Source organism: Klebsiella sp. CN_Kp106 (assembly GCF_040064575.1).
GTDB classification, from domain to species: domain Bacteria; phylum Pseudomonadota; class Gammaproteobacteria; order Enterobacterales; family Enterobacteriaceae; genus Klebsiella; species Klebsiella michiganensis.
Genome location: NZ_JBEAIG010000056.1, coordinates 1 through 26,020, shown reverse-complemented (window position 1 = coordinate 26,020; position 26,020 = coordinate 1). Strand labels below are relative to the sequence as shown.

Sequence of the window (26,020 nt, the reverse complement as noted above, 5' to 3'; positions counted from 1 at the left end):
TTTAAACGTGCTCAACCCGCTGTAAGGTTTTCAGCGCCGGCGCGCGGCTGCTGGGGCGATGCAGCGCCTGCCAGAAGGTTTCCAGCGCCTGGTCGAGGCGGCCCTGCAGATTCGGGGTAAACTGCGGTTTATGCTGATAATCCGTAACCTGGCTATCGTCAGCGAAAACGCCGTGGAGGATCTCCTGGGCTTTCAGCGCGTTGAGTACCGGTTTTAAGGCGTAATCCACCGCCAGCATATGGGCGATGGTTCCGCCGGTAGCCAGCGGCAGAACGATTTTGCCCTCCAGCGCGCGCTCCGGCAGCAGGTCCAGAAGCGTCTTTAACGCGCCGGAAAAAGAGGCCTTATAGACGGGCGTCGCAATGATCAGCCCATCGGCGCCGGCAAGCTGTTCATTTAACGCATGGAGGGCTGGGTTATCAAAGCGAGCGTAGAGCAGGTCTTCCGGAGCGAAATTCTGCAGATGCCAGTGGCAGACCTCGATATCCGCCGCCGAAAGCGTCTCTCTGGCGTATTCCAGAAGCGCGCTGGAGCGGGAAGGGTAGCGCGGGCTGCCCGCAAGTGTGATGACTCGCATACTCTCTCCTTATAACTAAATATTTGCATTTATCTATAATTGATAACATTTAGCCGCAGTGTGACAGAGCGCTTTTATTTCCCTAAATGATTTATCCGGCGTTGGATTGTCAGAAAGTGCATAACGAGCGGGAGAAAAGTAAACGTTTGCGTCGGAGGTAAGATTTTTTGTCGTAGGTCAATTCCCTTTCCGGGGTGGATCGCACATAATACGCCCCCGGTTTGCACACCGGGAATCCAGGAGAGTTCATGTACTACCCCTTCGTTCGTAAAGCCCTTTTTCAGCTCGATCCTGAGCGCGCTCATGAAGTCACTTTTCAACAATTACGCCGTGTTTCGGGTACCCCGCTGGAAATGTTGGTTCGCCAGAAGGTACCGACAAAGCCGGTAACCTGTATGGGGCTCACATTTAAGAACCCGCTGGGCCTGGCCGCCGGGCTGGATAAGAACGGCGAGTGCATTGATGCCCTCGGGGCGATGGGTTTTGGTTCCATTGAAATTGGTACCGTGACGCCGCGTCCACAGCCGGGCAACGATAAGCCAAGGATCTTCCGCCTGGTCGATGCCGAAGGTTTGATCAACCGCATGGGCTTTAATAACCACGGTGTTGATAACCTCGTGGAGAACGTAAAAAAGGCGCATTTTGACGGCATTCTGGGTATTAATATTGGCAAGAATAAAGATACTCCGGTAGAACAAGGCAAAGATGATTATCTGATTTGTATGGAAAAAATCTATGCTTATGCCGGCTATATCGCCATTAATATCTCCTCGCCGAATACCCCAGGCTTGCGTACTTTACAATACGGAGATGCGCTGGACGATTTGCTTTCTGGTATTAAAAATAAGCAACGCGAGCTACAAGAGAAACATCAAAAATATGTTCCTGTGGCCGTAAAGATCGCTCCGGATCTTTCCGTCGAAGAATTGATCCAGGTAGCGGACAGTTTAGTCCGGCATAATATAGATGGCGTCATTGCCACCAATACCACTCTGGATCGATCGCTGGTGCAGGGGATGAAACATTGTGATGAAACCGGTGGCCTTAGCGGACGTCCATTGCAGCTGAAGAGTACGGAAATTATCCGCATGCTGTCTGCGGAATTAAATGGCCGCCTGCCAATTATCGGAGTCGGCGGTATTGACTCAGTGATTGCCGCCCGGGAAAAGATAGCCGCCGGAGCGACGCTGGTGCAGATTTATTCCGGATTTATTTTTAAAGGCCCGCCGCTGATTAAAGAAATTGTTACCCATATCTAATCTTTTCCCCCTCTGATACTCCACCAGGGCTTTATTTATAGCCCTGGTTGTTTTATATTCCTTCATTGTTGCTTATTTAGACATTTTAGTCTTTTCTTAATTTTTGAAATATTCTGTAGCAGTTTACCTGTTTATTACAGACGGAAGTGGAAGAGGACGGGGGTAGAAATGCGGATCAAACCTGACGATAACTGGCGCTGGTATTACGATGAAGAGCATGACCGCATGATGCTCGATCTGGCTAATGGCATGTTATTCAGATCGCGTTTTGCTCGCCGCATGTTGACGCCCGACGCCTTCGCGCCTTCCGGATTTTGCGTTGATGACGCAGCGCTCTATTTTTCATTTGAAGAAAAGTGCCGCGATCTCGAATTATCAAAAGAACAGCGCGCTGAATTAGTACTCAATGCGCTGGTTGCGATTCGTTTTCTCAAGCCGCAAATGCCGAAAAGCTGGCATTTCAACACGCATGAAGAGAGCTGGCAGCCCGGCGTTGGCGATGCCGCCAGCGCATGGCTCAGCGATACCGGCCAGCAGGTGAATCTGCTGGTGGTTGAGCCCGGAGAAAACGCCGCGCTGTGCCTGTTAGCCCAGCCCGGTCTGACGCTTGCCGGGCGGGTGATGCAGCTCGGCGACGTGATTAAAATTATGAACGACAGGCTGCAGCCAGCGCCAGGCGTCGCCAGCTACAGCCTGGGTCAGGCGGTTTAAGGCGCCAGCCTCACCGCGGTTTTCGGCACGCAGCTACAGCATAAAATGGTGCCATCTGCGGCGACCGCGTTTTTCTTCAGCGCGCTGACTTCTCCTTCTTCCAGCCGGATGCGGCAGCTGCCGCAAATCCCAGCCCGGCAGGAGTAAGGAATACGAATTCCCTGTTGTTCCAGCTGCTCCAGCAAGATTTGCTGATTATTACCGGTAAAACTCACTCCCTGCCACGCTATTTCTACCGTCGCGTTCTCCTGCGCTTCAGGTGCCGGCGTAGCATCACTCTCGCCTGCGCCGTAGGCCTTCGCCGGGCCGCGGGCCAGCACTTCTAACGCATCGCCCACGCGGATTACGCCGCTATTTCGCGCGATCAGGTTCTGGCCAAAATCGACATCGCCGTTATCCAGCGCTGTGCGGAAACGCTGCAGCGTGCTTAAGGGCTCCCCGGAAGGATGCTTTTGCCCGCGCTCCGGGCTGACGGTGGTCAATACGCAGCGGCTGCACGGTTTGACGACTTCAAAAATGACCTCGCCAATGCGCACCACTTTCCACGTATCTTCTTCCCAGGCGGCCGCGCCGGTCACCAGCAGATTTGGGCGAAATTGTTCTATGCTTACGCTGGCCGGACAGCGATTTTGCAAATCGCGCAGCGAGGCTTCATTGGCCAGCAGATAGGGAAAACCGTCGGCAAAAGAGAGGGGGACGGCATCGTGACGTTTTACCCTGCGGCTAAGCGCTGGCCCTAGCCAGCGGAGCTGAACGCTGCGGTTGAAGAACCCGCTTAGCCACTGGTTCACCCGGTCCGGGGCAATCAGGGCGGTAAAATGGTTGCCCCAGACTTCGGTCGGCTCCTGCTGTATGGAGAAATCGCTGAAGCGCACCATCGCGCTGCTGCCGTCCGGCGCGGTCAGATGCAGACCATCATGGAGCGGCGCGGGAATAAATTTGACCATTTGCGGAAACTGACGGGCGGTAATGAAGGTGCCATCGGTTTCCGTCACCATAAATATACGATCGAAGGCCAGCCCGCTGCTGTCTGCATAAGCGTGGCTGAGCCCCATTCCCCGCATCGATTTGACGGGATGAATGAAAAGTCGCGAAAGGGTTACCATACGCTGCCCCTGGCTTTAAAAATAAGCCTTTAACTTTATGACATGAGGCGCATATTGGCTATAATGCGCACCAATTTTCTTTTAGTAAAAGTGACGATATGAATTCTCTGTTTGCCAGTACGGCTCGTGGGCTGGAAGAGCTGTTAAAAACTGAACTGGAAGGGCTGGGCGCGGTGGACTGCCAGTTGGTCCAGGGCGGGGTCCATTTTCAGGGAGATACGCGGCTGCTGTATCAAAGCCTGATGTGGAGCCGGCTGGCTTCGCGGATTATGCTGCCGCTGGGGCAGTGCAGCGTATACAGCGACCTGGATCTGTACCTTGGCGTACAGGCCATTCCATGGACGGAGATTTTCACTCAGGATGCCACTTTTGCCGTGCACTTTAGCGGGCTGAACGAAGAGATCCGCAATAGCCAGTACGGGGCGTTGAAGGTGAAAGATGCCATCGTCGACAGCTTTACGCGTAAGAATCTGCCGCGTCCCAACGTCGATCGCGAAAATCCCGATCTGCGTATTAACGTCTGGCTGAATAAAGAGACCGCGCATATCTCCCTGGATCTTAGCGGCGAGGGGCTGCACCTGCGCGGCTACCGCGACGGCACCGGTATGGCGCCAATCAAAGAAAACCTGGCTGCGGCGATAGTGATGCGTTCCGGCTGGGCTGCCGGTACGCCGCTGCTCGATCCGATGTGCGGCTCCGGTACGCTGCTGATTGAAGCGGCGATGCTTGCTACCGATCGTGCGCCGGGTTTACACCGCGGCCATTGGGGTTTCGGCGGCTGGGCGCAGCATGACGATGCTATCTGGAAAGAGGTGAAGTCCGAAGCACAAACCCGCGCCCGTCAGGGGCTGGCGGCGTATGAGTCGCGCTTTTACGGTTCCGACGTTGACGCCCGCGTCATCGAACGCGCGCAGCGCAACGCCCGCCGCGCCGGTATTGGCGAACTGATTACCTTCGAAGTGAAAGATGTTGCCCAGCTTAGCAACCCACTGCCGAAGGGCCCTTACGGCACGGTGATAAGCAACCCGCCGTACGGCGAGCGTCTGGAGAGTGAACCGGCGCTGATTGCCCTGCATAGCCTGCTGGGGCGGATCATGAAAAATCAGTTTGGCGGCTGGAACCTGTCGCTGTTTAGCGCCTCGCCGGATCTGCTGAGCTGCCTGCAGCTGCGCGCTGATAAGCAGTTCAAAGCGAAAAATGGACCGCTCGACTGCGTCCAGAAGAACTATCATCTTGCAGAAAACGAAGGCGGCAAAACCGCGATGCTGGCGGAAGATTTCGCCAACCGTCTGCGTAAGAACCTGAAAAAATATGAGAAGTGGGCGCGTCAGGAAGGCATTGAATGCTATCGCCTGTATGATGCCGACCTCCCGGAGTACAACGTCGCTATCGACCGCTACGCCGACTGGGTGGTGGTGCAGGAGTATGCGCCGCCGAAAACCGTTGACGCGCACAAGGCCCGCCAGCGCCTGTTTGATATTATCGCCGCCACCATTGCCGTACTGGGGATTGCGCCGAACAAGCTGGTGCTGAAAACCCGCGAACGGCAGAAAGGGAAAAACCAGTATCAGAAAATGGGTGAAAAAGGTGAGTTCATTGAGGTGCAGGAGTATAACGCACGTCTGTGGGTAAACCTGACCGACTACCTGGATACCGGGCTGTTCCTCGACCACCGTATTGCTCGCCGCATGCTGGGCCAGATGAGCAAAGGCAAAGATTTCCTCAACCTTTTCTCCTACACCGGTAGCGCCAGCGTCCACGCCGGCCTTGGCGGCGCGCGTTCCACGACGACGGTCGATATGTCCCGTACCTATCTTGAATGGGCTGAACGTAACCTGCGCCTCAATGGCTTAACCGGCCGCGCGCATCGCCTGATGCAGGCTGATGTGTTGGGCTGGCTGCGGGAGACCACCGAACAGTTTGATCTGATCTTTATCGATCCGCCAACCTTCTCCAACTCCAAGCGTATGGATGATGCGTTTGACGTTCAGCGCGACCATTTGCGCCTGATGACCGATTTAAAACGTCTGCTGCGTAAAGGCGGCACGATTATGTTCTCGAACAACAAACGCGGTTTCCGTATGGATCATGACGGGCTGGCGCAGCTGGGCCTGAAGGCGCAGGAGATTACGCAAAAAACGCTGTCTCAGGATTTTGCCCGCAACCGTCAGATTCACAACTGCTGGCTGATTACCGCAGCCTGAAAGGAATAAAGAATGTCTTTAATTAGTATGCACGGCGCCTGGCTCTCTTTCAGCGATGCGCCGCTGCTGGATAATGCTGAACTGCATATCGAAGATAACGAACGCGTCTGCCTGGTAGGGCGCAACGGTGCGGGTAAATCGACCCTGATGAAGATCCTCAATCGTGAACAGGGTCTTGATGACGGGCGCATTATCTATGAACTGGATCTGGTTGTGGCGCGTCTACAGCAGGATCCGCCGCGTAATGTTACCGGAACCGTCTATGACTTTGTGGCGGAAGGTATTGCTGAACAAGCGGCATACCTCAAGGGTTATCACGATGTTTCGCAGCTGGTGATGACCGACCCGAGCGACAAGAATCTGAACGAACTGGCGCGCCTTCAGGAACAACTGGATAATTTAGGGCTGTGGCAGCTCGATAGCCGCATTAATGAAGTGCTGGAACAGCTGAATCTGGATCCTAACGCCGAGCTTTCCTCGCTGTCCGGCGGCTGGCTGCGTAAAGCGGCCCTCGGCCGCGCGCTGGTCAGCGGGCCGCGCGTGCTGCTGCTCGATGAACCGACCAACCACCTCGATATTGAAACTATCGACTGGCTGGAAGGTTTCCTGAAGATGTTCAAAGGCACCATTATTTTTATTTCGCACGACCGTTCCTTTATTCGCAACATGGCGACGCGAATTGTCGATCTCGATCGCGGTAAGCTGGTGACCTATCCGGGGAACTACGATCAATATCTGCTGGATAAAGAAGAAGCGCTGCGCGTGGAAGAGTTACAGAACGCGGAGTTCGATCGCAAGCTGGCGCAGGAAGAAGTGTGGATCCGTCAGGGGATCAAAGCGCGTCGCACCCGTAACGAAGGGCGCGTGCGGGCGTTGAAAGCCATGCGCCGCGAGCGCGGTGAGCGCCGTGAAGTGATGGGCAGCGCGAAGATGCAGGTGGAAGAGGCCGCGCGTTCGGGCAAGATTGTGTTCGAAATGGAGAACGTCAACTACCAGGTTGATGGCAAGGTGCTGGTTAAAGACTTCACCGCCCAAATCCAGCGCGGCGACAAAATTGCGCTGATTGGCCCGAACGGCTGCGGCAAAACTACGCTGCTGAAGCTGATGCTCGGTCAGCTGCAGGCGGATAGCGGACGTATTCATGTGGGTACCAAGCTGGAAGTGGCTTACTTCGACCAGCACCGCGCGGAACTTGATCCGGATAAAACGGTGATGGACAACCTCGCGGAAGGTAAACAGGAAGTGATGGTGAACGGCAAGCCGCGCCACGTCCTGGGCTATCTGCAGGACTTTATGTTCCATCCGAAACGCGCAATGACGCCGGTGCGGGCACTGTCGGGCGGGGAGCGTAACCGCCTGCTGCTGGCGCGCCTGTTCCTCAAGCCCAGCAACCTGTTGATACTCGATGAACCGACAAACGATCTGGATGTCGAAACCCTGGAGCTGCTGGAAGAGCTTGTCGACGGTTATCAGGGAACCGTGATGCTGGTTAGCCACGACCGTCAGTTTGTGGATAACACGGTAACGGAGTGTTGGATCTTCGAAGGCGCGGGGCAAATTGGCCAATACGTGGGCGGCTATCATGACGCCCGCGGTCAGCAGGCGCAGTATCTGGCGAAAAAACAGCCGGTTTCTAAAAAGACAGTTGAAGTTGCTCAACCGAAAGCAGAAAGTGTCAAACGCGCTGCCAGCAAACTAAGCTATAACCTGCAGCGCGAGCTGGAACAGCTGCCGCAAAAACTGGAAGAACTGGAAGCCCAGCTGCAGAATTTGCAGGGGCAGGTTGCCGACCCTTCTTTCTTTGGTCAGTCGCATGACCATACGCAGCAGGTGCTCGCACAGCTGAGTGAAGCGGAGCAGGCGCTGGAAACCGCCTTCGAACGCTGGGAATATCTCGAAGGTTTAAAAAACGGCGCATAAGCTGAGGAGTTTTCATGTGCGATCATCATCATGCTGCGCGGCATATCCTGTGTCGACAATGTGATCTGCTGGTGGCTTTGCCGCAGCTGGAGCATCGCCAGAAAGCTACGTGTCCGCGTTGCGGAACGACATTGACAACGTCATGGGACGCGCCCCGGCAGCGTCCCACAGCCTACGCGCTGGTCGCGTTGTTCATGCTGCTGCTGGCCAATCTGTTCCCCTTCATCTATATGAAGGTTGGAGGGATCAGCAGCGAAATCGAGCTGCTGGAAATTCCGAACGTGCTGTTTAGCGAGGATTACGCCAGCCTCGGTACCTTCTTTTTACTTTTCGTCCAGCTGGTGCCGGCTTTCTGCCTGGTCACCATACTGCTGCTGGTCAATCGGGTGAGCATGCCTTCCGGGCTAAAGGCGTTTCTGGCGCGGATCCTGTTTCACCTTAAAACTTGGGGGATGGCGGAAATCTTTCTCGCCGGGGTGCTGGTCAGTTTCGTTAAGCTGATGGCCTACGGCGATATCGGCATCGGCCTGAGCTTCGTTCCCTGGTGTATGTTCTGCCTGTTACAGCTGAGGACGTTCCAGTGCGTGGATCGCCGCTGGTTATGGGATGATATTGCACCAATGCCGGCGATTACACAGCCGCTGAAAGTCGGCGTCTCCGGCCTGCGTCAGGGGCTACGCTCGTGCTCATGCTGCACGGCGGTTTTGCCCGTCGATGAGGCCGTTTGTCCGCGCTGTCGGACAAGGGGAACCGCCCGGCGTAAAAACAGCCTGCAGTGGACGCTTGCGCTGTTGGTGACTTCGCTGATCCTCTATATGCCCGCCAATATTCTGCCGATCATGATTACCGACCTGCTGGGCGATAAAATGCCTTCCACGATTATGGCGGGGGTGATCCTGCTGTGGAGCGAAGGATCGTATCCGGTGGCGATGGTGATCTTTATTGCCAGTATTATGGTGCCGACGTTAAAAATGATCGCCATTGGCTGGCTATGCTGGAACGCCAGCGGCAAGGGAGCGCGCGACTCGGAGCGCATGCATCTGATTTATGAAGTCGTCGAGTTTGTTGGCCGCTGGTCAATGATTGATGTGTTTGTTATCGCAGTCCTCTCCGCTCTGGTTCGCATCGGTGGATTAATGAATATCTATCCGGCGATAGGAGCAGTGATGTTTGCGCTGGTCGTAGTAATGACAATGTTTTCGGCCATGACCTTTGACCCGCGTTTATTGTGGGATCGTGAGCCAGATTCAAGCCATGAGGAAAGACTGCAGCATGGAAAATAAGAGCGGAGAAGCGAAAGTGCAAAAGGTGAAGAACTGGTCACCGGTGTGGATCTTCCCGATAGTCACGGCGCTGATTGGCGCATGGATTCTCTTTTATCACTATAGCCACCAGGGGCCGGAAGTGACCCTGATAACCACTAACGCAGAAGGTATTGAAGGGGGCAAAACCCGGATAAAAAGCCGCAGCGTTGACGTCGGCGTGATTGAAAGCGCGACGCTGACGGACGACCTGACCCACGTGGAGATTAAAGCGCGGCTGAATTCAGGTATGGAAAAACTGCTGCATCAGGATTCGGTTTTTTGGGTGGTTAAACCGCAGGTCGGCCGTGAAGGGATTAGCGGTCTGGGAACGCTGTTATCCGGCGCCTATATCGAACTGCAGCCGGGAAGCAAAGGCTCTGTTCCTGCTCAGTATCCGCTGCTGGATTCACCGCCGCTGGCCTCCCCTGATGCTAAAGGTATTCGCATTCTGCTGGAAAGCAGCAAAGCGGGGCAGCTTTCACCCGGCGATCCGGTGCTTTTCCGCGGCTACCGCGTAGGTTCAGTTGAAACCAGCACCTTCGATGCGCAAAAACGCAATATTACCTATCAGCTGTTTATTAGCGCGCCTAACGATCGGTTGGTGACCAATAACGTGCGCTTCTGGAAAGATAGCGGTATTGCGGTGGATCTGACCGCTGCGGGTATGCGCGTTGAGATGGGATCGCTGTCGACCCTGTTTGGCGGCGGCGTCAGCTTTGATATTCCCGAAGGGCTACCGTTAGGTGAGCCGGTGGCGAATAAAACAGAATATCATCTGTTTGACGATCAACGCAGCATCCAGGATTCGGTGTTTACCCAGCATATTGACTACGTGATGTTCTTTAAAGATTCGATTCGCGGTTTGCAGCCCGGCGCGCCGGTTGAATTCCGCGGTATCCGTCTGGGGACCGTCGGCAAGGTGCCGTTCTTTATCCCAGGCCTGAAGCAGAACATCAACGACGATTACCGTATCCCGGTAGAAGTGCGAATTGAGCCGGAACGTCTGATCAATCAGTTAGGCGCCGATCCTGACATTCGTAAGCATATCGATGATCTAATGAATCGCGGGCTGCGCGGTTCGCTTAAAACCGGAAACCTGGTCACCGGCGCGCTGTATATCGATCTCGACTTCTACCCGAAAGCCCCTCCGCGCGGCAAGATGCAGGAGTTTGGCGGTTATCCGATTATTCCAACCGTGAGCGGTGGTCTGGCGCAGATCCAGCAGCGCCTGATGGACGCGCTGGATAAAATTAACAATCTGCCAATTAACCCGCTGCTGGAGCAGGCAACCAGTACGCTGGCGCAAAGTGAAAAAACGATGCAGCACGTACAGGCGACGCTGGACAGTCTGAACAAGATAACGTCAAGTCAGTCGATGCAGCAGCTACCGGGCGATATGCAGAATACGTTGCGCGAGCTTAATCGTAGTATGCAGGGCTTCCAGCCGGGATCTGCGGCATACAATAAGATGGTTGCGGATATGCAGCGTCTCGATCAGGTTCTTCGTGAACTGCAGCCGGTACTGAAAACGCTCAATGATAAGAGCAATGCGCTGGTATTTGAGGCGAAGGATAAAAAAGATCCGCAGCCGAAGGGAGCGAAATAATGAAGAAATGGCTAATAGCGGCGGCGGTATGCGCGCTGACGGCATGCAGCAGCGGCGGTGAGAGTAAAACTTACTATCAGCTTCCCGTGGCGCAGGGTGGCGCGCAAAGCGCCGCCCACCAAAGCAAAAACTTGCTTTGGGTCGAGCAGGTGAGCATTCCGGATTATCTTGCCGGTAACGGGGTGGTCTATCAGACCACCGATGTTCAGTATGTGATTGCGAATAACAATCTGTGGGCGAGCCCGCTCGATCAACAGCTGAAAACGACGCTGGTGGCGAACCTTAGCAACCAGCTTCCGGGTTGGGTGGTTGCCTCTCAACCGCTGGGGAGCGAGCAGGATACGCTGAACGTGTCCGTCAGCGGTTTTTACGGCCGTTACGATGGCCGGGTCATCGTTAGCGGCGAGTGGCTGCTGAAGCATCAGGGGCAGCTGATTAAGCGGCCGTTCCATATTGAGCTTAAGCAACAAGAGGATGGTTACGACGCGATGGTGAAAACGCTCGCGCAGGCCTGGACCCAGGAAGCGACGGCGATTGCCAGCGAGATTAACCGCTTGCCATAAGTAAAATTAATAAGAATAAAAGCCGCTGCGACAGTGAAAATCGCAGCGGCTTTTTTATTTGTCTCATCAGTTTGTTACTTGTGCTGGTTCACAGTTTTTGTACAAACGAAGTTTCATGTAGCTCACAAATATGACAATGGCGTGAATTTTGCGCATTGACGCTATCCCCGATTCGCGGTATTCGTTAACCGTGGTTGCGTATTTAGTGACCATTGTTTTCTTTTCCACCAGATCAAAGTATGAGGGAAACGAGGCATGAAGAGACAAAAACGAGATCGCCTGGAGCGGGCACATCAGCGTGGGTACCAGGCCGGTATTACCGGAAGGTCTAAGGAAATGTGTCCTTACCAGACCTTAAACCAAAGGTCTTATTGGCTAGGAGGCTGGCGAGAGGCCATGGAGGACAGGGTACAAATTGCCTGACTGTCTCTTTAAAAAGAAGCCTCCGCTGCGCGGGGGCTTCGCCTTTTCTAACGCGTGATGTTTATCAGAACGCGGAAGTGTCCTGGAACAGGCCCACTTTCAGATCGGTTGCGGTGTAAATCAAACGACCGTCAACCAGCACTTCTCCATCCGCCAGCCCCATAATCAAACGACGGTTTATCACGCGTTTGAAATGAATACGGTAGGTCACTTTCTTCGCCGTTGGCAGTATCTGGCCGGTGAGCTTCACTTCGCCCACGCCTAATGCACGTCCTTTACCTTCGCCGCCTAACCAGCCCAGGTAGAAGCCAACCAGCTGCCACATGGCATCTAGGCCCAGACAGCCCGGCATCACCGGGTCACCAATGAAATGGCAACCGAAGAACCACAGGTCCGGGTTAATATCGAGTTCTGCCTCAACATAACCTTTGTCATAGTTACCACCGGTTTCGGTCATTTTGATGACGCGGTCCATCATCAGCATACTTGGCGCCGGCAGCTGTGGGCCTTTGGCGCCAAAGAGTTCACCACGACCAGAGGCAAGAAGGTCTTCTTTTGTATAGGATTCGCGTTTATCTACCATGTTTTCAGTAAGCCTTATTTTGAGTTCGGGACGCAGGATAGCTAACACGTGTACGCTGAACAAGTCCGATCAGTTCGAACCTGAACCGCCTAACCAGCGTAGCGGCCACGGAAAGCGATGACGACTCTCTTGCTGTGTCGCCTGCGCAATACGTTCCTGAATGGTTTGCCGTAACGTTTGTCCTTCGCCGTCCCAGAGTAGCTGGGTCAGAATGGGCAGCGCTTCCGTCACGTCATCGACTGCCCAGATAAAGAACTGCTCATCCGCAACGGCCTGTTGCAGTTCCTGCGCCAGGCTCAGGTGACGAACGTTGGCGGAGGGAATGATGACTCCCTGTTTACCGGTCAGCCCACGCTGCTGGCAAATAGCAAAGAAGCCCTCAATTTTCTCGTTAAGCCCGCCAACCGGCTGTACGCGACCAAACTGATCGACAGAACCGGTAATGGCGATGCTCTGATTAATCGGCACATTGGCCAGCGAGCTGATCAGCGCGCACAGTTCGGCCATGGAGGCGCTATCGCCATCCACTTCGCTGTAGGACTGCTCGAAGGTCAGGGAGGCGGTGAAGGGGAGCTGTTGTTCGAGCTCCAGCTCGGACATCAGAAACGCCTGCATGATCATCATGCCTTTTGCATGAATGTTGCCACCGAGCTCGGCCTTACGCTCAACGTCAATAAATTCGCCGTCGCCGATATGTACGACGCAGCTAATACGTGAAGGCTCGCCAAACGCACGCGGATGGCCCGGAAACTCAATGACGGAGAGTGCGTTGATTTGTCCGACGCATTCGCCTTCGGTCTCGATCAGGATTTGCTCCTGCAGTATTTCATCCTGGATGCGTTCAGCAAGGTAGCCTTCGCGCCACAAACGACGCTCCAGCATGGTTTGCATCTCTTCAGCGCTAATCTCTTCACCTTCACAGAACGCGGCGGCTTCGCGAAGCTGGCGAGCAATCCAGAGCACGCACAGCGGCAAGGTTTCCTGATCGCCTGTATAACGCGCACCTTCCTGGATCAGCAGCGGCCAGGCGTTAGCTGACAGCCCCGGGAGCTCGAGCAGCTGAGCATTTTGCCAGACCCACTGGCACCACTGCTTCAGCGTATCGGCGTCAGCGATTTGCAGATTATCTTCATATTCGCTGTAGATAGCCTGCGCAGAAAGCTCGGGTTCCATCTCCTGAAAATCAGCAAGAGATTCCCGCTCGCCGACCAGGATAACTTTCAAACTCAGGGGCATAGAGGGAATGCTGACCGGAAGAGGGCGGGACTCATCGAATGATAACCAGTCAAAACGCTGGCGGGTTACCATATTTTTTAGCCGCATCCACAGCAGGGGCTGTGCCAGTAATGCACGGAGGGAGAGAATTAATACCCCGCCGTTAGCGCGATGGACCAGACCGGGTTGTAACGTGATTTCACCATTAAACTGGCGCACGCAGCCAAAAAGCTGCTCTGCTTCGATCCAGTCCGCGGCTTCAACCGGCGCAACGCTGGCGAAATTATCTTCAGCCGTTTGCGCCGGGGAGAGCGAGATTTTTCCGCCATCAACCTGATAGCGAACGCCACAGAGCGTTTGTGCCGGTTGGTGTAAAGTACGGGTTTCGTTAGCCAGCCACTGCAGGTACTCCGGCTCTTCCGGAATTTTAACCAGCATAAACGGCGAAATGGCTGGAGTGACCAGGAGCTGCTCCAGGCCATAGAAGAGTCGGGGTTGCAGTTCGCCTGAGAGCGATGTCTCTGCGTGAGCTAAGTCGGCTTGTGCAAACAGCGCCTGATAACTTTCCGTATCAGGAGCGAGGTCGTTTCGGGTAAGTTTCGTAATGGTCAAAGTCGCTGTTTTTTAGTCAGATGTAAAACGCGCGATTATACATTATGCGGCGTCCGAGCACACGAGGGATTGCGATTGTCGCGGTGATAACGAATCTACCAACATCACGAAAGATCATTTATTCTCAGCACATCAGGAAAAAACTGATATCCTGAAATGAGTTACACGGTCACATTGAGATCGCAATGAAATATCAACAACTGGAAAATCTTGAAAGCGGCTGGAAATGGACTTATCTGGTAAAAAAGCACCGGGAAGGTGAGCTTATTACCCGCTACATTGAAGCCAGCGCTGCGCAAGCCGCCGTCGATTTATTACTGACGCTCGAAAATGAACCCGTGCTGGTGAATACCTGGATTGAGCAGCATATCAATCCGGCGCTGGTGAACCGCATGAAGCAGACTATCCGCGCCCGACGTAAGCGTCATTTTAACGCGGAGCATCAGCATACGCGTAAAAAGTCTATCGACCTGGAGTTCATGGTCTGGCAGCGTCTGGCGGGTCTGGCGCAAAGACGGGGTAAAACGCTTTCTGAAACCATTGTGCAGTTGATTGAGGATGCTGAGCATAAAGAGAAGTATGCCAGCAAGATGTCCAGCCTGAAGCATGATTTGCAGGTACTGTTAGGTAAAGAGTAGTGATGCAAGCATCGGGATATATCGGTGCGCTGCTGCTTTTTGATAGCGGAATTTAAGGTAAAAAAAACCCCGCATCGCGGGGTTTTTTATTAACGAGATAACTTAAGCCTGCGGCTGAGTTACAACGTCTTTGTAGCCTTTAACTTCGATTTCTACACGACGGTCCGGCGCCAGGCAGTCGATCAGAGCTGCGCGAGCTTTCACGTTGTCACAGGTGTTGCCAGTAACCGGGTTGGATTCGCCCATACCGCGAGCAGAGATTTTGCTAGCCGGGATACCTTTGGATACCAGGTAATCAACAACGGACTGAGCACGTTTCTCAGACAGCTGCTGGTTGTAGGCATCAGAACCGATACGGTCGGTGTAGCCCAGAACAACTGCGGAACCGTCTTTCGGATCCATGTTGCTCAGCTGGGTGTACAGCTGATCCAGAGCCTGCTGGCCTTCTGGTTTCAGAGTAGATTTGTTGAAGTTGAACAGAACGTCAGACTTCAGGGTGAAGTGCTTGGTAGTCACTTCTGGAGCCGGAGCCGGCGCCGGAGCTACAACCGGAGCAACGTCGTCCTGACCGAAGCGGTAGGATACGCCCAGGCTCAGCATGCCGTTATCAGGACGGGTACCAACGGTGCCAGCGTCGCCGATGTTGTTAACCCACTGGTATTCCAGACGGGTTGCGATGTCACGAGTAACAGCCCACTCTAAGCCGCCCGCGAATACCGGGGAGACGCCAGTGTCGTGTTCGCTACGGGAAACGCCGGTAGAAGCGTAGTTACCTTTGGAGTCAGCGCGCCAAACCATACCACCCAGACGGGTATAGATATCCAGATCGTCAGTGATCGGGTAACCCAGTTTAGCAGTCAGCTGAACGCCCTGAGCTTTGAAAGCGCCGTTGTCAACGCTGCCTTTGTAAGCCATACGGCCCAGCCAGTCGTAACCCATTTCAAAACCGAGGTACGGGTTAACCTGGTAACCACCAAACGCACCAGCACCCAGCTGATCGTTACGGGTCGGGCCGTTGTTGCCCTGGAAACCGTTACCGTAGAAACCGGTGTCGTGATACTGGGACCAGCCCAGTTTAGCACCTGCGTACCAGGTGTTATCTTTCGGAGCGGCCTGCGCTACGGTAGCGAAGCCAGCCAGTGCCACTGCAATCGCGATAGCTGTCTTTTTCATTTTTTGCGCCTCATTATCATCCAAAATTCGCCATGAAGGTTCAGAAGACCTCACGGTTAAATCCTTCACCCGGGGCGTGACTTGTTGTTAACTATGCTGATACATGCAGCGTAAGCCGATCACCCCTGGCGATGTAAAGTCTACAACTTAGTTCGAAACTTACAAGTGTGAACTCCGTCAGGCATATGAAAAAAAAGGGTTGTGTACGCTATGTTTAACCAATACGGTTGAACTTAATCGAGGCAAAAAAAGTCGCGAAGCCGCATCAGACAAGCATTTTAACAAAAATGCCGTTCAAGAAAGCCCATCTCGCGCCAGGGCAAAAAAAATTCCAGGATTAATCCTAAACTCGGTTAATGATACAGGTTTGAGTGAATTTTTAGCCCAGAAAGTTGTCTGCCTGGCTGATTGGTATTTCTTACCGGACGCATGATAAAGCCCATCGCGTGACCCTCTTCTGCAGCGGCAACCAGGCGTTCATGTTCCTCAATGCTCAGTTCTTCTGATAGCCAGCCAATAACGACGCTATAATTTCCGGTGCGCAGTGAGCGAACCATGGATTCCAGGGTGTTAGCGGGGGAGAGCTGGCTGATCTGCATCACCTTCGACAGCGGCAAACCGGACGACTGCACCCATTCACGACTCAGCTTCTGTTGTGGCGTCAGCCAGAGCTGCCAGCGCGATTGCTGGCCAAGCTGTTGTAATAAAGGAAGCAATAGCAGCTGCGTCATCATGGGCTGGTCTTCTCGATAGACTATTTCACTGATCAGCCCATTAGCTGGCTGTTCGGCAGCGTCATGAGAGCGACGACGTACTGAAGTAGAAGTCAGTGGTGAACGATTTGCGTGAGCTGATGTAAACATAGTCTATCCCGCCTGTGGGTTACTGTATGCATATACAGTATATGCGGCCGGGTGAAAGATCAACCCTATTTTCTCTGTTGCTGGATGAAATTTGTACGTCGCCGGGAGTGAACCCGAACCGGTCGCATCGGATGTCCGCGCGTACACAATGTGAATTCATGGTTGTCGCGCTTTCTTGCTGGCTAAATTCTTCTCATAAATGATGGCATTAACGGTCTATGAGCGAACAGGGATGCCCTGCTCTCTGTACGCTACTGTGATGAATATTAATTAAGCATTTTATCTTTCCCGCGTTTAACTTCATCAAATGACTATTTTCTGAAAGCGGCTCGCAAAAAAACACGCTGATTAAAATGAACAGATAATTCATGTTGCCGCATGAAGAGAAGTCACTTATTTTCTCTTTTAACGGATCCGTTAGCACATTTATGTATTATTTACATGATTAACAAAGGAATAATCATGAAGAAACTTATATGTCTTAGGATCCATCAGTTTCGGGCATGTTTGTCTCCATTAGGAAAAATAAGCTGTCGGCCCTTATTTGGTGGCTATAGCCTGGCGATAGATAATACCGTGTTTGCCATGATGGCTGAGGGAGAAATCTATCTTCGGGTTTGCGAGCAGAGCGCGGAGTACCGCGTGGCGCATAAAAACCCGCTGTTGAAGATGCAGAAGAATGGTCGTCTGGTCGCGCTGAAGTATTATCATATTGATGAGGAACTGTGGCGGGATAGCAAAATGCTTTTTCATTTATCGGCGCTGTCATTACAGAGCGCGCGTCATGAAAAACATCGGCAGCGACATTCCGGAAGATTAAAAAATTTGCCAAATATCAGTTTTCATATGGAACTACAGCTGATTAATTCAGGCATTACGGATGAATTAATGCTGCGTAAGATTGGGGCCAAAGAAGCCTGGTTGAGGTTACGAAAAATAAATAAAGCGCTAACGGTGAATATTCTTTATTCCTTACAGGGGGCTATTGAAGGCGTCCACGCGGCCACGCTCCCGACGCAGCAGCGTCAGGAGCTTGAGAAGTGGGCAACGGAACAGATGCGGGAGAGTGAGAGCTATTCAGGTTGAATCTCAACCTGTCGCTGTAGCCGGCAAATCTCTGGCAGCAGCGCCAGTAGCAGCCCGATTTGTTGAAGCACTAACGGCTCTTTGCTATCGGCACGAGGTTCAAGATGCTGTATCCGGGTTTGCAGGCTTGTTAGAGCTTGCTGTACCCGCTGTTCATCGGCCGGTGAGTGGTGCAGCGCGTCATCAACATAACAAACGGCATCGTCCAGCAGCGCCAGGATATCTGGCGTTGTCAGCTTTTCCCTGTGTGCGCCCAGGGCGGAGATATAGCTGGTAAAAGTGTGGTTCAGGCATAACAACCGAAAAGCGGTTTCCCGCATTTGCGAGCCCGCTCTGGGTTCTGTTGATAAGTTTGATACAACGGATGCCAGCTCACCGTCCCTGCTGTGCGCCGCTCTTCGCGCAATACGATAGGCAAGACGGTTGTCGCGCCCCTGATGATATTGCTCGAGTATGGCGTCTAAATATCGGCAGTTGGCATTGATTGCTTGTTCAAGTACTCGGGGCAGGTTGCGGAATTTCCAGTCTGGCCAAATAAAGCTGACTGCGGCCCAGGCGATAGCGCAGCCGATCAGCGTATCAAATATACGCGGTAGGGCGACTTCAAAACCTTCCCCCAGGAGGTTAAAGCACAGCAAAACCAGAAGGGTAATGAACATGGTCGCATGGGCGTACTGTACATTACGGAACGCGAAGAACAGCACGCCGGTCAGGACAATTAAAAGCAGCTGGCCTTCGACGGAAGGGACGAGAAGCAGCACCGGCAGGCCTATCGCTACGCCGATGAGCGTACCGATTATCCTTAACGCCAGCCGGTGACGAGTGGCGTTATAGTTTGGCTGGCATACGAACAGGCTGGTCAGCAATATCCAGTAACCGTGGTTCAGTCCGGTTAACTGGATAAATGCATAACCTGCGCACAGGACTAATGACATTCGAACCGCATGGCGAAACAGAGCTGACTCTGGGGTCATATTACTGCGCAGGCGCAGCCAGATATCGCTGAAACTGCCAGGTTGGTCGTCGGCTAACAGGTTTTCCGTGTTGTGACTGGACTGTACAGTCGTCTGGACGGATTCAATTGTCGCCAGCTGGGCGTCAATGGCGCGTAAGTTATTAAGCAAAAATCCCAACGCCTTAATCTGTTCTGCCGGCGCGCCGCTGGCTTTTACGCGATCGAGCGCGGCGTCAAGATGCATAAAAGCGCGCTCAAAGTGAGTGTCATGAAGGTAGGGTTCGCGTAGCAGGATGGCACGAGACAGTTTCTGGCAGGCCTGCGCCTGCATTGACAGCATACGCTGGAAGCGGAACATCACGTCACTGTAGCGAAAATGATCGCGCAGCGTTTGGTATTGAATATGCGATGAGCTTGCGCGTTCGTGGATGTCCTGCGCCACGAAGTAATACTGCAAAGTGCGACGCGTTCCGCGCTGCCCGCGATCGCCGCGCAGGCGAGTCAGCAGGGAAACTTTCGTCTGATTCAGCGTGGCCACAAGCTGGCCATTGGCTATCGCCAGGTCATACAGCGGAGCCTGGCTTTCATCTTCAATATCCGGATCGAACAGGCGTGATTTAAGCTCCAGATAGTGAGCTAACTGCTCGTAGCTGCGTGCCAGATTGTCCTGAAGAGGACGGATAGGGAAAATCAGATGTCCGGAGAGGGTAAGTAAGTTGTACCACACCGCGCCAGCCAGCAAAAACAGCGGCTGAAGATACCAGTGGCTGTAAAGCGTAACGCCCAGCATGGTATAGATGGCGATTAACAAAGCACCAAAGGCGATGGTGGCATAGCGTTGGCCCAGGCCGCCGAGCAAAATAAAACCGATTGTTGAAACGGTTAATCCCGCCGCAAATAACCACGGCCAGGGAAAAAGGAGTTCCACTGAGGCTGAAGCAATAAAAAAGCACACGAGGGTAATGGCCAGATTACGCAGACGTCCTGTCAGGCGGTCATCAAGGTCGGTCAGCGCCGCTGCCACCACCCCGAGTGTTAGAGGAATCGTGAGTTTTACTTCGCCAAGCCACCAGGGAAATGCGGTCGTGCCGCAGAGTGCGATAAATATCCTGATGTTATATAACCAGGCACTGTTCCATGTATAGCGGCGTAGCAGGGGGGTGAGCATTTCTCTATTCCATTCAATTACTGAAAGCGGCGACGCGCATTGGCTTCACGCGCGGCGCGAGCGGTCTCGACGGAGACGACTCGTCGGCCTACTGGCCATAAAGCAATAGCGGCGATTTTAAAATTGGCGATACCAACCGGGATGCCAATGATAGTCAGGCATTGGGCGATACCACAAAAGATATGCATCAGGCACAGCCACCAGCCAAAGAAAATAAACCATAAAATATTCAATAGTGTCCCACCCGCGTTTAGCAGGCTATTCTTTCCCTGAGGATCGAGTTCGTCGACATGAACGGCCTCATTCCCATAGGGAAAAAGAGAGAGTTTTGTTATCTCCCAGCAGGAGCGGGTGAGAGGCAGGGTAAAGATCAGCACAATGCTGACCAGCGTCGCCAGAAGCCAGCCGAGCGTGGTGGCGAATCCGCCAAGGATAAAGTTTAAAATATTCAGAACGGTACGCATAAACCCTCTGCTTAATACGGTGGATAATAAGGCACGGCCATTGTAGCGTTTTTTACGCTGGAGCACCCGGTCGCTGGCGGTTAAACTTAAAAACATCCAACCTGATTGAAATTCGACATTATATGGAACTTAGAGCGACAACATTGGGCAAGCGTATGGCTCAGCATCCTTATGACAGGGTGCAACTTCTTAATGCCGGAGTAAAGGTTTCCGGTGATAGCCATGAATATCTTATACCTTTCAATCAGTTATTATCAATTCATTGCAAGCGTGGGCTGGTTTGGGGGGAGCTGGAGTTTACCCTACCGGGCGAGAAAGTTGTGCGTTTGCACGGTACCGAATGGAGTGAAACCCAGCGTTTTTACCATCATCTGAACACGCTCTGGCAGCAGTGGAGCGCGGAAATGAGCGATATTGCCGCTGATGTACTTCGCCAGCAGCTGGCGGAAGTGGCGCGTTCCAGCGCGGAAGGTAAATGGTTGACGCGTCAGCAGGTAAGCGATATTCAGCGCAAAATACGCCATGCGCTGAGCGGATTACCAGTGCCGACAGTCCGTCTTGATGCTTTTGATAACTGCCGCGAGCTATGGCGGCAATGCCAGAGTTGGTTGAGTAATACGGAAAAAGCCAGGCTCGAGCATAACCAAACTTTTACGGAATCCATGCTGGAGCAATACCGCGGATTTTTTGCCGCAGTGGAATCATCGCCGTTGAATCCGGCTCAGGCACGCGCAGTCGTAAACGGCGAGCGTTCGTTATTAGTTCTGGCGGGTGCCGGAAGCGGTAAAACTTCCGTGTTAGTGGCGCGCGCAGGCTGGTTATTGACCCGTGGCGAGGCGGCGGCTGAGCAAATTCTGCTACTGGCGTTTGGTCGGCAAGCCGCGCAGGAGATGGATGAGCGCATCCGCGAGCGCCTGGGCACTGAAGAGATCTCTGCGCGTACTTTTCACTCCCTTGCCCTGCACATTATCCAGCAGGGCAGTAAAAAAGCCCCGACGATCAGCAAGCTGGAGAGCGACAGCGCTGCACGGCAAAAACTTTTAGTACAGAGCTGGCAGCAGCAGTGCCAGGAGAAAAAAGCGCAGGCGAAAGGCTGGCGATTGTGGCTGGAGGAGGAAATGGGGTGGCAGATCCCTGAAGGGGATTTCTGGCAGGACAAAAAGCTGCAACGTCGTGTTGCCAGCCGCCTTGACCGCTGGGTTAGCTTGATGCGTATGCATGGCGGCTCGCAGGCTGAGATGATTGCCGGGGCCCCTGAAGAGGTACGCGACCTTTTTGGCAAGCGCGTTAAGCTGATGGCCCCTCTGCTAAAAGCGTGGAAAACGGCGTTAAAAGATGAAAACGCCGTCGATTTCTCCGGCCTGATTCATCAGGCGATCAATATTCTGGATAAAGGGCGGTTCGTCAGCCCGTGGAAGCATATTCTGGTGGATGAGTTTCAGGATATCTCCCCGCAGCGGGCATCCCTACTCGCCGCGTTACGTCGGCAAAACACGCAGACGACGCTGTTTGCCGTTGGCGATGACTGGCAGGCCATCTACCGTTTCAGCGGTGCTCAGCTCTCTTTAACAACGGCCTTTAATCACTATTTTGGCGAAGGGGATTGCTGTGCGCTGGATACGACGTACCGATTTAATAGCCGGATAGGCGAGATAGCCAACGGGTTTATCCAGCAAAATCCGCACCAGTTAACGAAACCACTAAACAGCCTGGTCGCAGGGGACAAAAAAGCGGTGACGTTATTGGCGGAGGACAAACTCGACGATCTGCTTGATAAAATGAGCGGCTATGTCAAACGAGAGCAGCGGATTTTATTGCTAGCGCGCTATCATCATTTGAAGCCGGCGGCGCTGGAGAAAGCCGCCACGCGCTGGCCGCATCTGCAGCTCGATTTTATGACTATTCATGCCAGCAAAGGACAACAAGCTGATTACGTCATAATTCTTGGCCTTCAGGAGGGGGATGATGCGTTTCCTGCACCGGCGCGTGAGTCGATTATGGAGCAGGCGCTCTTACCGCAGCCGGAGGATTTTCCCGATGCCGAAGAGAGGCGTTTGCTGTATGTCGCCATCACCCGCGCCCGCCTGCGCGTATGGCTGTTGTTTAATAAAGAGCAACCTTCGCCGTTTGTTGAAATGCTAGAGGCGCTGGATGTGCCGGTAGCAAGAAAGCCATGATGGCTGGCGGCGTGGCCGCCAGCGGGGCTTATTTCAGACGCTCTGCAAGGTAGCGCTGATAATCAGGGATCAGGATATCAACGGGGTCGCTGAAGTGCGGGGACTGGATAATAAAGTCGGCGGTTGAGACATTGGTGGCGACGGGAATATTCCATACCGTCGCCAAACGTAATAACGCTTTAACATCCGGGTCGTGTGGCACGGCATTTAGCGGATCCCAGAAAAAAATCAATACATCGATTTTACCTTCTGAAATCAGCGCACCCACCTGCTGGTCGCCGCCCATGGGACCACTCAGCATCGCATGCACCTCCAGCCCGGTTGCGCGTGACACCAGATTTCCGGTCGTTCCTGTCGCCGAGAGCGTGTGTTGCGCCAGCAATGGCTGGTGGCGCTCGACCCACTTCATCAGCATATCTTTACAGTGATCGTGAGCAACCAGCGCAATATGCTTGCGTGCTGGCAAGGTACGTGTTGTTAGTTCCATCATTTCATTCCACATTTTGGCCTGTAGACAGATTACTGGAAGTGACTGTTGCTGCAAGCGTCGGGATGAAAAAATTTGACGCATCTGCAGGTCAGGACTCATGCGGGTTCATCCGGATTAGCATACACTTGGGCTAAATAGCAGGAGGATGATGATGAAAGAAAACGATATCGCAGGTATTTTGACCTCGACACGGACTATCGCCCTGGTGGGGGCAAGTGACAAACCTGACCGCCCAAGCTATCGGGTGATGAAGTATCTTCTGGAGCAGGGATATCACGTCATTCCCGTTTCCCCTAAGGTTGCGGGTACCACGCTGCTGGGGCAAAAAGGGTATGCCACGCTTGCTGACGTGCCGGAAAAAGTGGATATGGTCGATGTTTTCCGTAACTCAGAAGCGGCCTGGGGCGTCGCCCAGGAGGCAGTGGCTATCGGTGCGAAAACGCTATGGCTACAGCTGGGGGTAATCAATGAACAGGCGGCTGTTCTCGCCCGAGACGCCGGTCTAAACGTGGTGATGGATCGCTGTCCGGCGATAGAGATCCCGCGATTAGGATTAGCCCGTTAAACCTAAAACCCCGCCTGGCGGGGTTTTTTATTATCAATATTGATTAAGTTATTAATGGTCAATATTTTAATTAAAACTACATCGAAACGTTTCTTTATTTTAAAATAAAACCCATTGTCTTTGTGGATTTAACAGGCATCGTCCAGGTTTTATCTCCCTTATTACTTAAAATTTCCTTGCGAGGATAATTTATTTCTTATAAATAAACCATAGAAAATATATGGGGAATCCTTATAAAATATTTTAAAGTTTAAAAAAATAATTGTTTTTTCTCATGTCATTTATATGACTAATATCACAGATATTTTTGGCGTAGCGTTAAAATGGAGGTTTGGTGATATAAGAAATGTATTATCCATGATTTTATCTTCATTGTAATAACCGTGAGCAATCATTTTTCTTATGGTCTATATTAACATCTCAAAATGTAAGTTTATTATTTTAATTTGTTGTAATTTAAGTAATTTAATTTATTACAGAATGTAATTGGATTATTTTGCTTTCACCTTGCGGGACTCCGTTAAGTGGTATATCTAATAAGATGCATAATTAAGAATTATCTCATACCTCTGACTGCGTCTTCATCTCAAGGGTGCAACCTGATGAAAAATATAAATGTGACAGTGAAAGAAACTGGTGCTGAATACACCGTCGATGGCAATCAAGTTAATCTCAATACGCAGTCAGTGGTCCTCCTGCACGTTAAGCGTGAGGATATTCGTTCATATACCCGACAAGGTAATGATCTTGTTCTAAAACTCCAAAACGGTGACACCGTTACAATTAAAAACTTTTTCGTTGTGGATGAGCATGGACAGCACAGTGATTTGGTTCTTATGGATGATGAGACCGGCGCGCTATGGTGGCTAGAAGGTGCGGGTACCGATGGGGCACACTATTCGCTGATTAGCGATCTTTCAGAAGTCATCGCGACCGGTGGCGCGGGACAAAGTATTGCCGGTTGGGTTATGGCTGGCGCGGCTTTGCTGGGTATTGCGGCAATGTTCGCCGGCACCTCAAACAAAGACCACCACTCTTCGGTTTCTGAAAGCGATTCTGATGCTGACAGTGATTCAGACTCCGACAGTGATACGGATGCTGACAGCGATAGCGACTCTGATTCAGACAGTGATTCTGATTCAGATAGTGATTCCGATTCTGACAGTGATTCCGACTCGGATTCAGATTCAGATAGTGATTCGGATGCTGACAGCGACGCGGATAGTGATTCTGATGCTGACAGTGATTCCGATACTGATACCGAGCTACCTACCGCGGCACAGAACATAGCGGTCATTGACAATGTGGGCCCCATCACCGGTGTGCTGCATTCTGGTGATGTCACTGACGATACGACCCCGGAGATTAAAGGGACAGCAGAGGCTGGGGCAACGATAACGATTTATGACGGCGATACCAAACTGGGTTCTGTCGTCGCGGATGAAAATGGCAACTGGAGCTTCACGTTACCGGAGCTGAGCGAGGGTTCCCATAGCCTGAGCGCGACGGTGACGGACAAAGCCGGCAACGTCAGCGAGCGTTCGCCGGCGTTTGAACTGACCATCGATACCACTGCGCCGGCAGCCAGCATTCCGCAGGTAACCGACAATGTTGCAGAGCACACCGGCCAGCTGCAGAGCGGGGATCTGACTAACGATGCGACGCCCACCCTGAACGGCACGGCGGAAGCGGGATCCACGGTGACGATCTATGACGGCGACACCGTGCTGGGCACAGTGGTTGCCGGCGAGGATGGACGCTGGAGCTTCACGCCAGCTAGTCTGGAGGAAGGCGCCCACAGCCTGAGCACTACGGTAACGGACAAAGCCGGGAACGTCAGCGAACGTTCGCCGGCGTTTGAACTGACGGTAGACACTATAGTGAACCCGGTTAGCGATCTGCAGGTAACTGATAATGCAGGAGAAGACACGGGTACACTGAACAGCGGTAGCGTGACGGATGATGATACACCAACCTTGAGCGGTACGGCAGAAGCGGGCGCCACGATCACAATTTATGACGGTGATACCGTACTGGGCACCGCGATTGCGGACGAGGACGGACGCTGGAGCTTTACTCCTGACGCCCTGGCTGAAGGATCCCATAGCCTGAGCACCACGGTGACCGATCTGGCCGGCAACGTCAGCGAACGATCCCCGATATTTATATTAACTGTCGATCTTAGCGATGACACCGACTCCGACAGCGATTCGGACTCCGACTCCGACAGTGACTCGGATTCAGACAGCGATTCGGACTCGGACAGCGACTCGGACTCTGACTCTGACAGTGACTCGGACTCCGACAGCGATGCCGATTCCGACAGTGATTCGGATTCTGACAGCGATTCGGATTCTG

Annotated in this window: 22 protein-coding genes; 13 read left to right on the top strand and 9 right to left on the bottom strand. The window is 52.9% G+C overall.

Translation table 11 applies throughout. The features are described 5' to 3' along the window. Position 1: 1 nt before the first annotated feature. Positions 2–577: an NADPH-dependent FMN reductase gene (gene ssuE / locus ABLU96_RS19510; RefSeq protein ID WP_009653287.1), complete on the bottom strand. Its 576-nt coding sequence runs from the start codon at positions 575–577 to the stop codon at positions 2–4. A 248-nt stretch (positions 578–825) separates the two neighbouring features. Here ssuE and pyrD point away from each other — a divergent pair, with 248 nt between their 5' ends. Both pyrD and zapC read left to right on the top strand, forming a co-directional pair. After that, positions 826–1,836: a quinone-dependent dihydroorotate dehydrogenase gene (gene pyrD, locus ABLU96_RS19505; protein WP_004130996.1), complete on the top strand. Its 1,011-nt coding sequence runs from the start codon at positions 826–828 to the stop codon at positions 1,834–1,836. Between the two features lie 168 nt (positions 1,837–2,004). After that, positions 2,005–2,547 carry a cell division protein ZapC gene (gene zapC, locus ABLU96_RS19500; protein WP_004849504.1) on the top strand — a complete coding sequence of 181 codons (543 nt, stop codon included), beginning with the start codon at positions 2,005–2,007 and terminating at the stop codon, positions 2,545–2,547. Here zapC and ABLU96_RS19495 read toward each other — a convergent pair. After that, entirely contained in the window at positions 2,544–3,653 is a 1,110-nt protein-coding gene (locus ABLU96_RS19495) for a YcbX family protein (protein ID WP_064404621.1), read from the bottom strand. The two genes, zapC and ABLU96_RS19495, sit on opposite strands and share 4 nt — an antisense overlap. A gap of 98 nt (positions 3,654–3,751) precedes the next feature. Here ABLU96_RS19495 and rlmKL point away from each other — a divergent pair, with 98 nt between their 5' ends. From rlmKL to rmf, 6 genes are all read left to right on the top strand, one after another. Beyond that, a complete protein-coding gene (rlmKL, locus tag ABLU96_RS19490; protein WP_014228658.1) occupies positions 3,752–5,857 on the top strand; it encodes a bifunctional 23S rRNA (guanine(2069)-N(7))-methyltransferase RlmK/23S rRNA (guanine(2445)-N(2))-methyltransferase RlmL in 2,106 nt (701 codons plus the stop codon). A 12-nt stretch (positions 5,858–5,869) separates the two neighbouring features. Continuing rightward, complete coding sequence (locus ABLU96_RS19485; protein ID WP_049082163.1) at positions 5,870–7,777, top strand: ABC transporter ATP-binding protein; 1,908 nt, start codon at positions 5,870–5,872, stop codon at positions 7,775–7,777. A 14-nt stretch (positions 7,778–7,791) separates the two neighbouring features. After that, a complete protein-coding gene (gene pqiA, locus ABLU96_RS19480) occupies positions 7,792–9,060 on the top strand; it encodes a membrane integrity-associated transporter subunit PqiA (RefSeq protein ID WP_014228659.1) in 1,269 nt (422 codons plus the stop codon). After that, positions 9,050–10,687, top strand: a complete 1,638-nt coding sequence (pqiB, locus tag ABLU96_RS19475; RefSeq protein ID WP_014228660.1) for an intermembrane transport protein PqiB — start codon at positions 9,050–9,052, stop codon at positions 10,685–10,687. The genes pqiA and pqiB overlap by 11 nt, the downstream gene beginning before the upstream one ends. Next, positions 10,687–11,250: a membrane integrity-associated transporter subunit PqiC gene (pqiC, locus tag ABLU96_RS19470; RefSeq protein WP_233932896.1), complete on the top strand. Its 564-nt coding sequence runs from the start codon at positions 10,687–10,689 to the stop codon at positions 11,248–11,250. The genes pqiB and pqiC overlap by 1 nt, the downstream gene beginning before the upstream one ends. A gap of 255 nt (positions 11,251–11,505) precedes the next feature. Further along, a complete protein-coding gene (gene rmf / locus ABLU96_RS19465; protein ID WP_004100764.1) occupies positions 11,506–11,673 on the top strand; it encodes a ribosome modulation factor in 168 nt (55 codons plus the stop codon). A 64-nt stretch (positions 11,674–11,737) separates the two neighbouring features. Here the strand turns inward: rmf and fabA are convergent, their stop codons facing one another. Next, the gene (fabA, locus tag ABLU96_RS19460; protein ID WP_004849514.1) at positions 11,738–12,256 is read right to left on the bottom strand and encodes a bifunctional 3-hydroxydecanoyl-ACP dehydratase/trans-2-decenoyl-ACP isomerase; all 519 of its coding nucleotides are present in this window, start codon (positions 12,254–12,256) and stop codon (positions 11,738–11,740) included. Positions 12,257–12,325: 69 nt separating this feature from the next. Beyond that, on the bottom strand, positions 12,326–14,083 hold the full coding sequence (locus tag ABLU96_RS19455) for a Lon protease family protein (protein WP_032749746.1): 1,758 nt from the start codon (positions 14,081–14,083) through the stop codon (positions 12,326–12,328). A 185-nt stretch (positions 14,084–14,268) separates the two neighbouring features. Between ABLU96_RS19455 and matP the strand changes: the two genes are divergently transcribed. After that, a complete protein-coding gene (gene matP, locus ABLU96_RS19450) occupies positions 14,269–14,721 on the top strand; it encodes a macrodomain Ter protein MatP (RefSeq protein WP_014228663.1) in 453 nt (150 codons plus the stop codon). A gap of 102 nt (positions 14,722–14,823) precedes the next feature. Here matP and ompA read toward each other — a convergent pair whose 3' ends face one another. Together ompA and sulA are read right to left on the bottom strand one after the other, a co-directional pair. Next, positions 14,824–15,894 carry a porin OmpA gene (gene ompA, locus ABLU96_RS19445; RefSeq protein WP_004849520.1) on the bottom strand — a complete coding sequence of 357 codons (1,071 nt, stop codon included), beginning with the start codon at positions 15,892–15,894 and terminating at the stop codon, positions 14,824–14,826. A 353-nt stretch (positions 15,895–16,247) separates the two neighbouring features. Further along, positions 16,248–16,757: an SOS-induced cell division inhibitor SulA gene (gene sulA, locus ABLU96_RS19440; protein WP_048261052.1), complete on the bottom strand. Its 510-nt coding sequence runs from the start codon at positions 16,755–16,757 to the stop codon at positions 16,248–16,250. 462 nt (positions 16,758–17,219) lie between these two features. Between sulA and ABLU96_RS19435 the strand changes: the two genes are divergently transcribed. Beyond that, positions 17,220–17,843, top strand: a complete 624-nt coding sequence (locus ABLU96_RS19435) for a TfoX/Sxy family DNA transformation protein (RefSeq protein ID WP_046878167.1) — start codon at positions 17,220–17,222, stop codon at positions 17,841–17,843. Here the strand turns inward: ABLU96_RS19435 and yccS are convergent. Continuing rightward, positions 17,831–19,966 (bottom strand): YccS family putative transporter, encoded by a 2,136-nt coding sequence (yccS, locus tag ABLU96_RS19430; RefSeq protein WP_046878166.1) that lies wholly within the window; start codon positions 19,964–19,966, stop codon positions 17,831–17,833. The two genes, ABLU96_RS19435 and yccS, sit on opposite strands and share 13 nt — an antisense overlap. Before the next feature lie 17 nt (positions 19,967–19,983). After that, positions 19,984–20,430, bottom strand: a complete 447-nt coding sequence (locus tag ABLU96_RS19425) for a YccF domain-containing protein (protein ID WP_004849527.1) — start codon at positions 20,428–20,430, stop codon at positions 19,984–19,986. Positions 20,431–20,552: 122 nt separating this feature from the next. On the opposite strand from ABLU96_RS19425, the gene helD reads away from it, so the two are divergent. Beyond that, entirely contained in the window at positions 20,553–22,607 is a 2,055-nt protein-coding gene (gene helD / locus ABLU96_RS19420) for a DNA helicase IV (protein WP_032695058.1), read from the top strand. Between the two features lie 28 nt (positions 22,608–22,635). On the opposite strand, the gene mgsA is transcribed toward helD, so the two are convergent. Further along, positions 22,636–23,094 (bottom strand): methylglyoxal synthase, encoded by a 459-nt coding sequence (gene mgsA / locus ABLU96_RS19415; protein WP_014228668.1) that lies wholly within the window; start codon positions 23,092–23,094, stop codon positions 22,636–22,638. A 154-nt stretch (positions 23,095–23,248) separates the two neighbouring features. On the opposite strand from mgsA, the gene ABLU96_RS19410 reads away from it, so the two are divergent. Together ABLU96_RS19410 and ABLU96_RS19405 are read left to right on the top strand one after the other, a co-directional pair. Beyond that, entirely contained in the window at positions 23,249–23,662 is a 414-nt protein-coding gene (locus ABLU96_RS19410) for a CoA-binding protein (protein ID WP_014228669.1), read from the top strand. A 602-nt stretch (positions 23,663–24,264) separates the two neighbouring features. Next, a partial coding sequence (locus ABLU96_RS19405; protein WP_348862731.1) for an Ig-like domain-containing protein occupies positions 24,265–26,020 on the top strand: 1,756 nt, incomplete at its 3' end.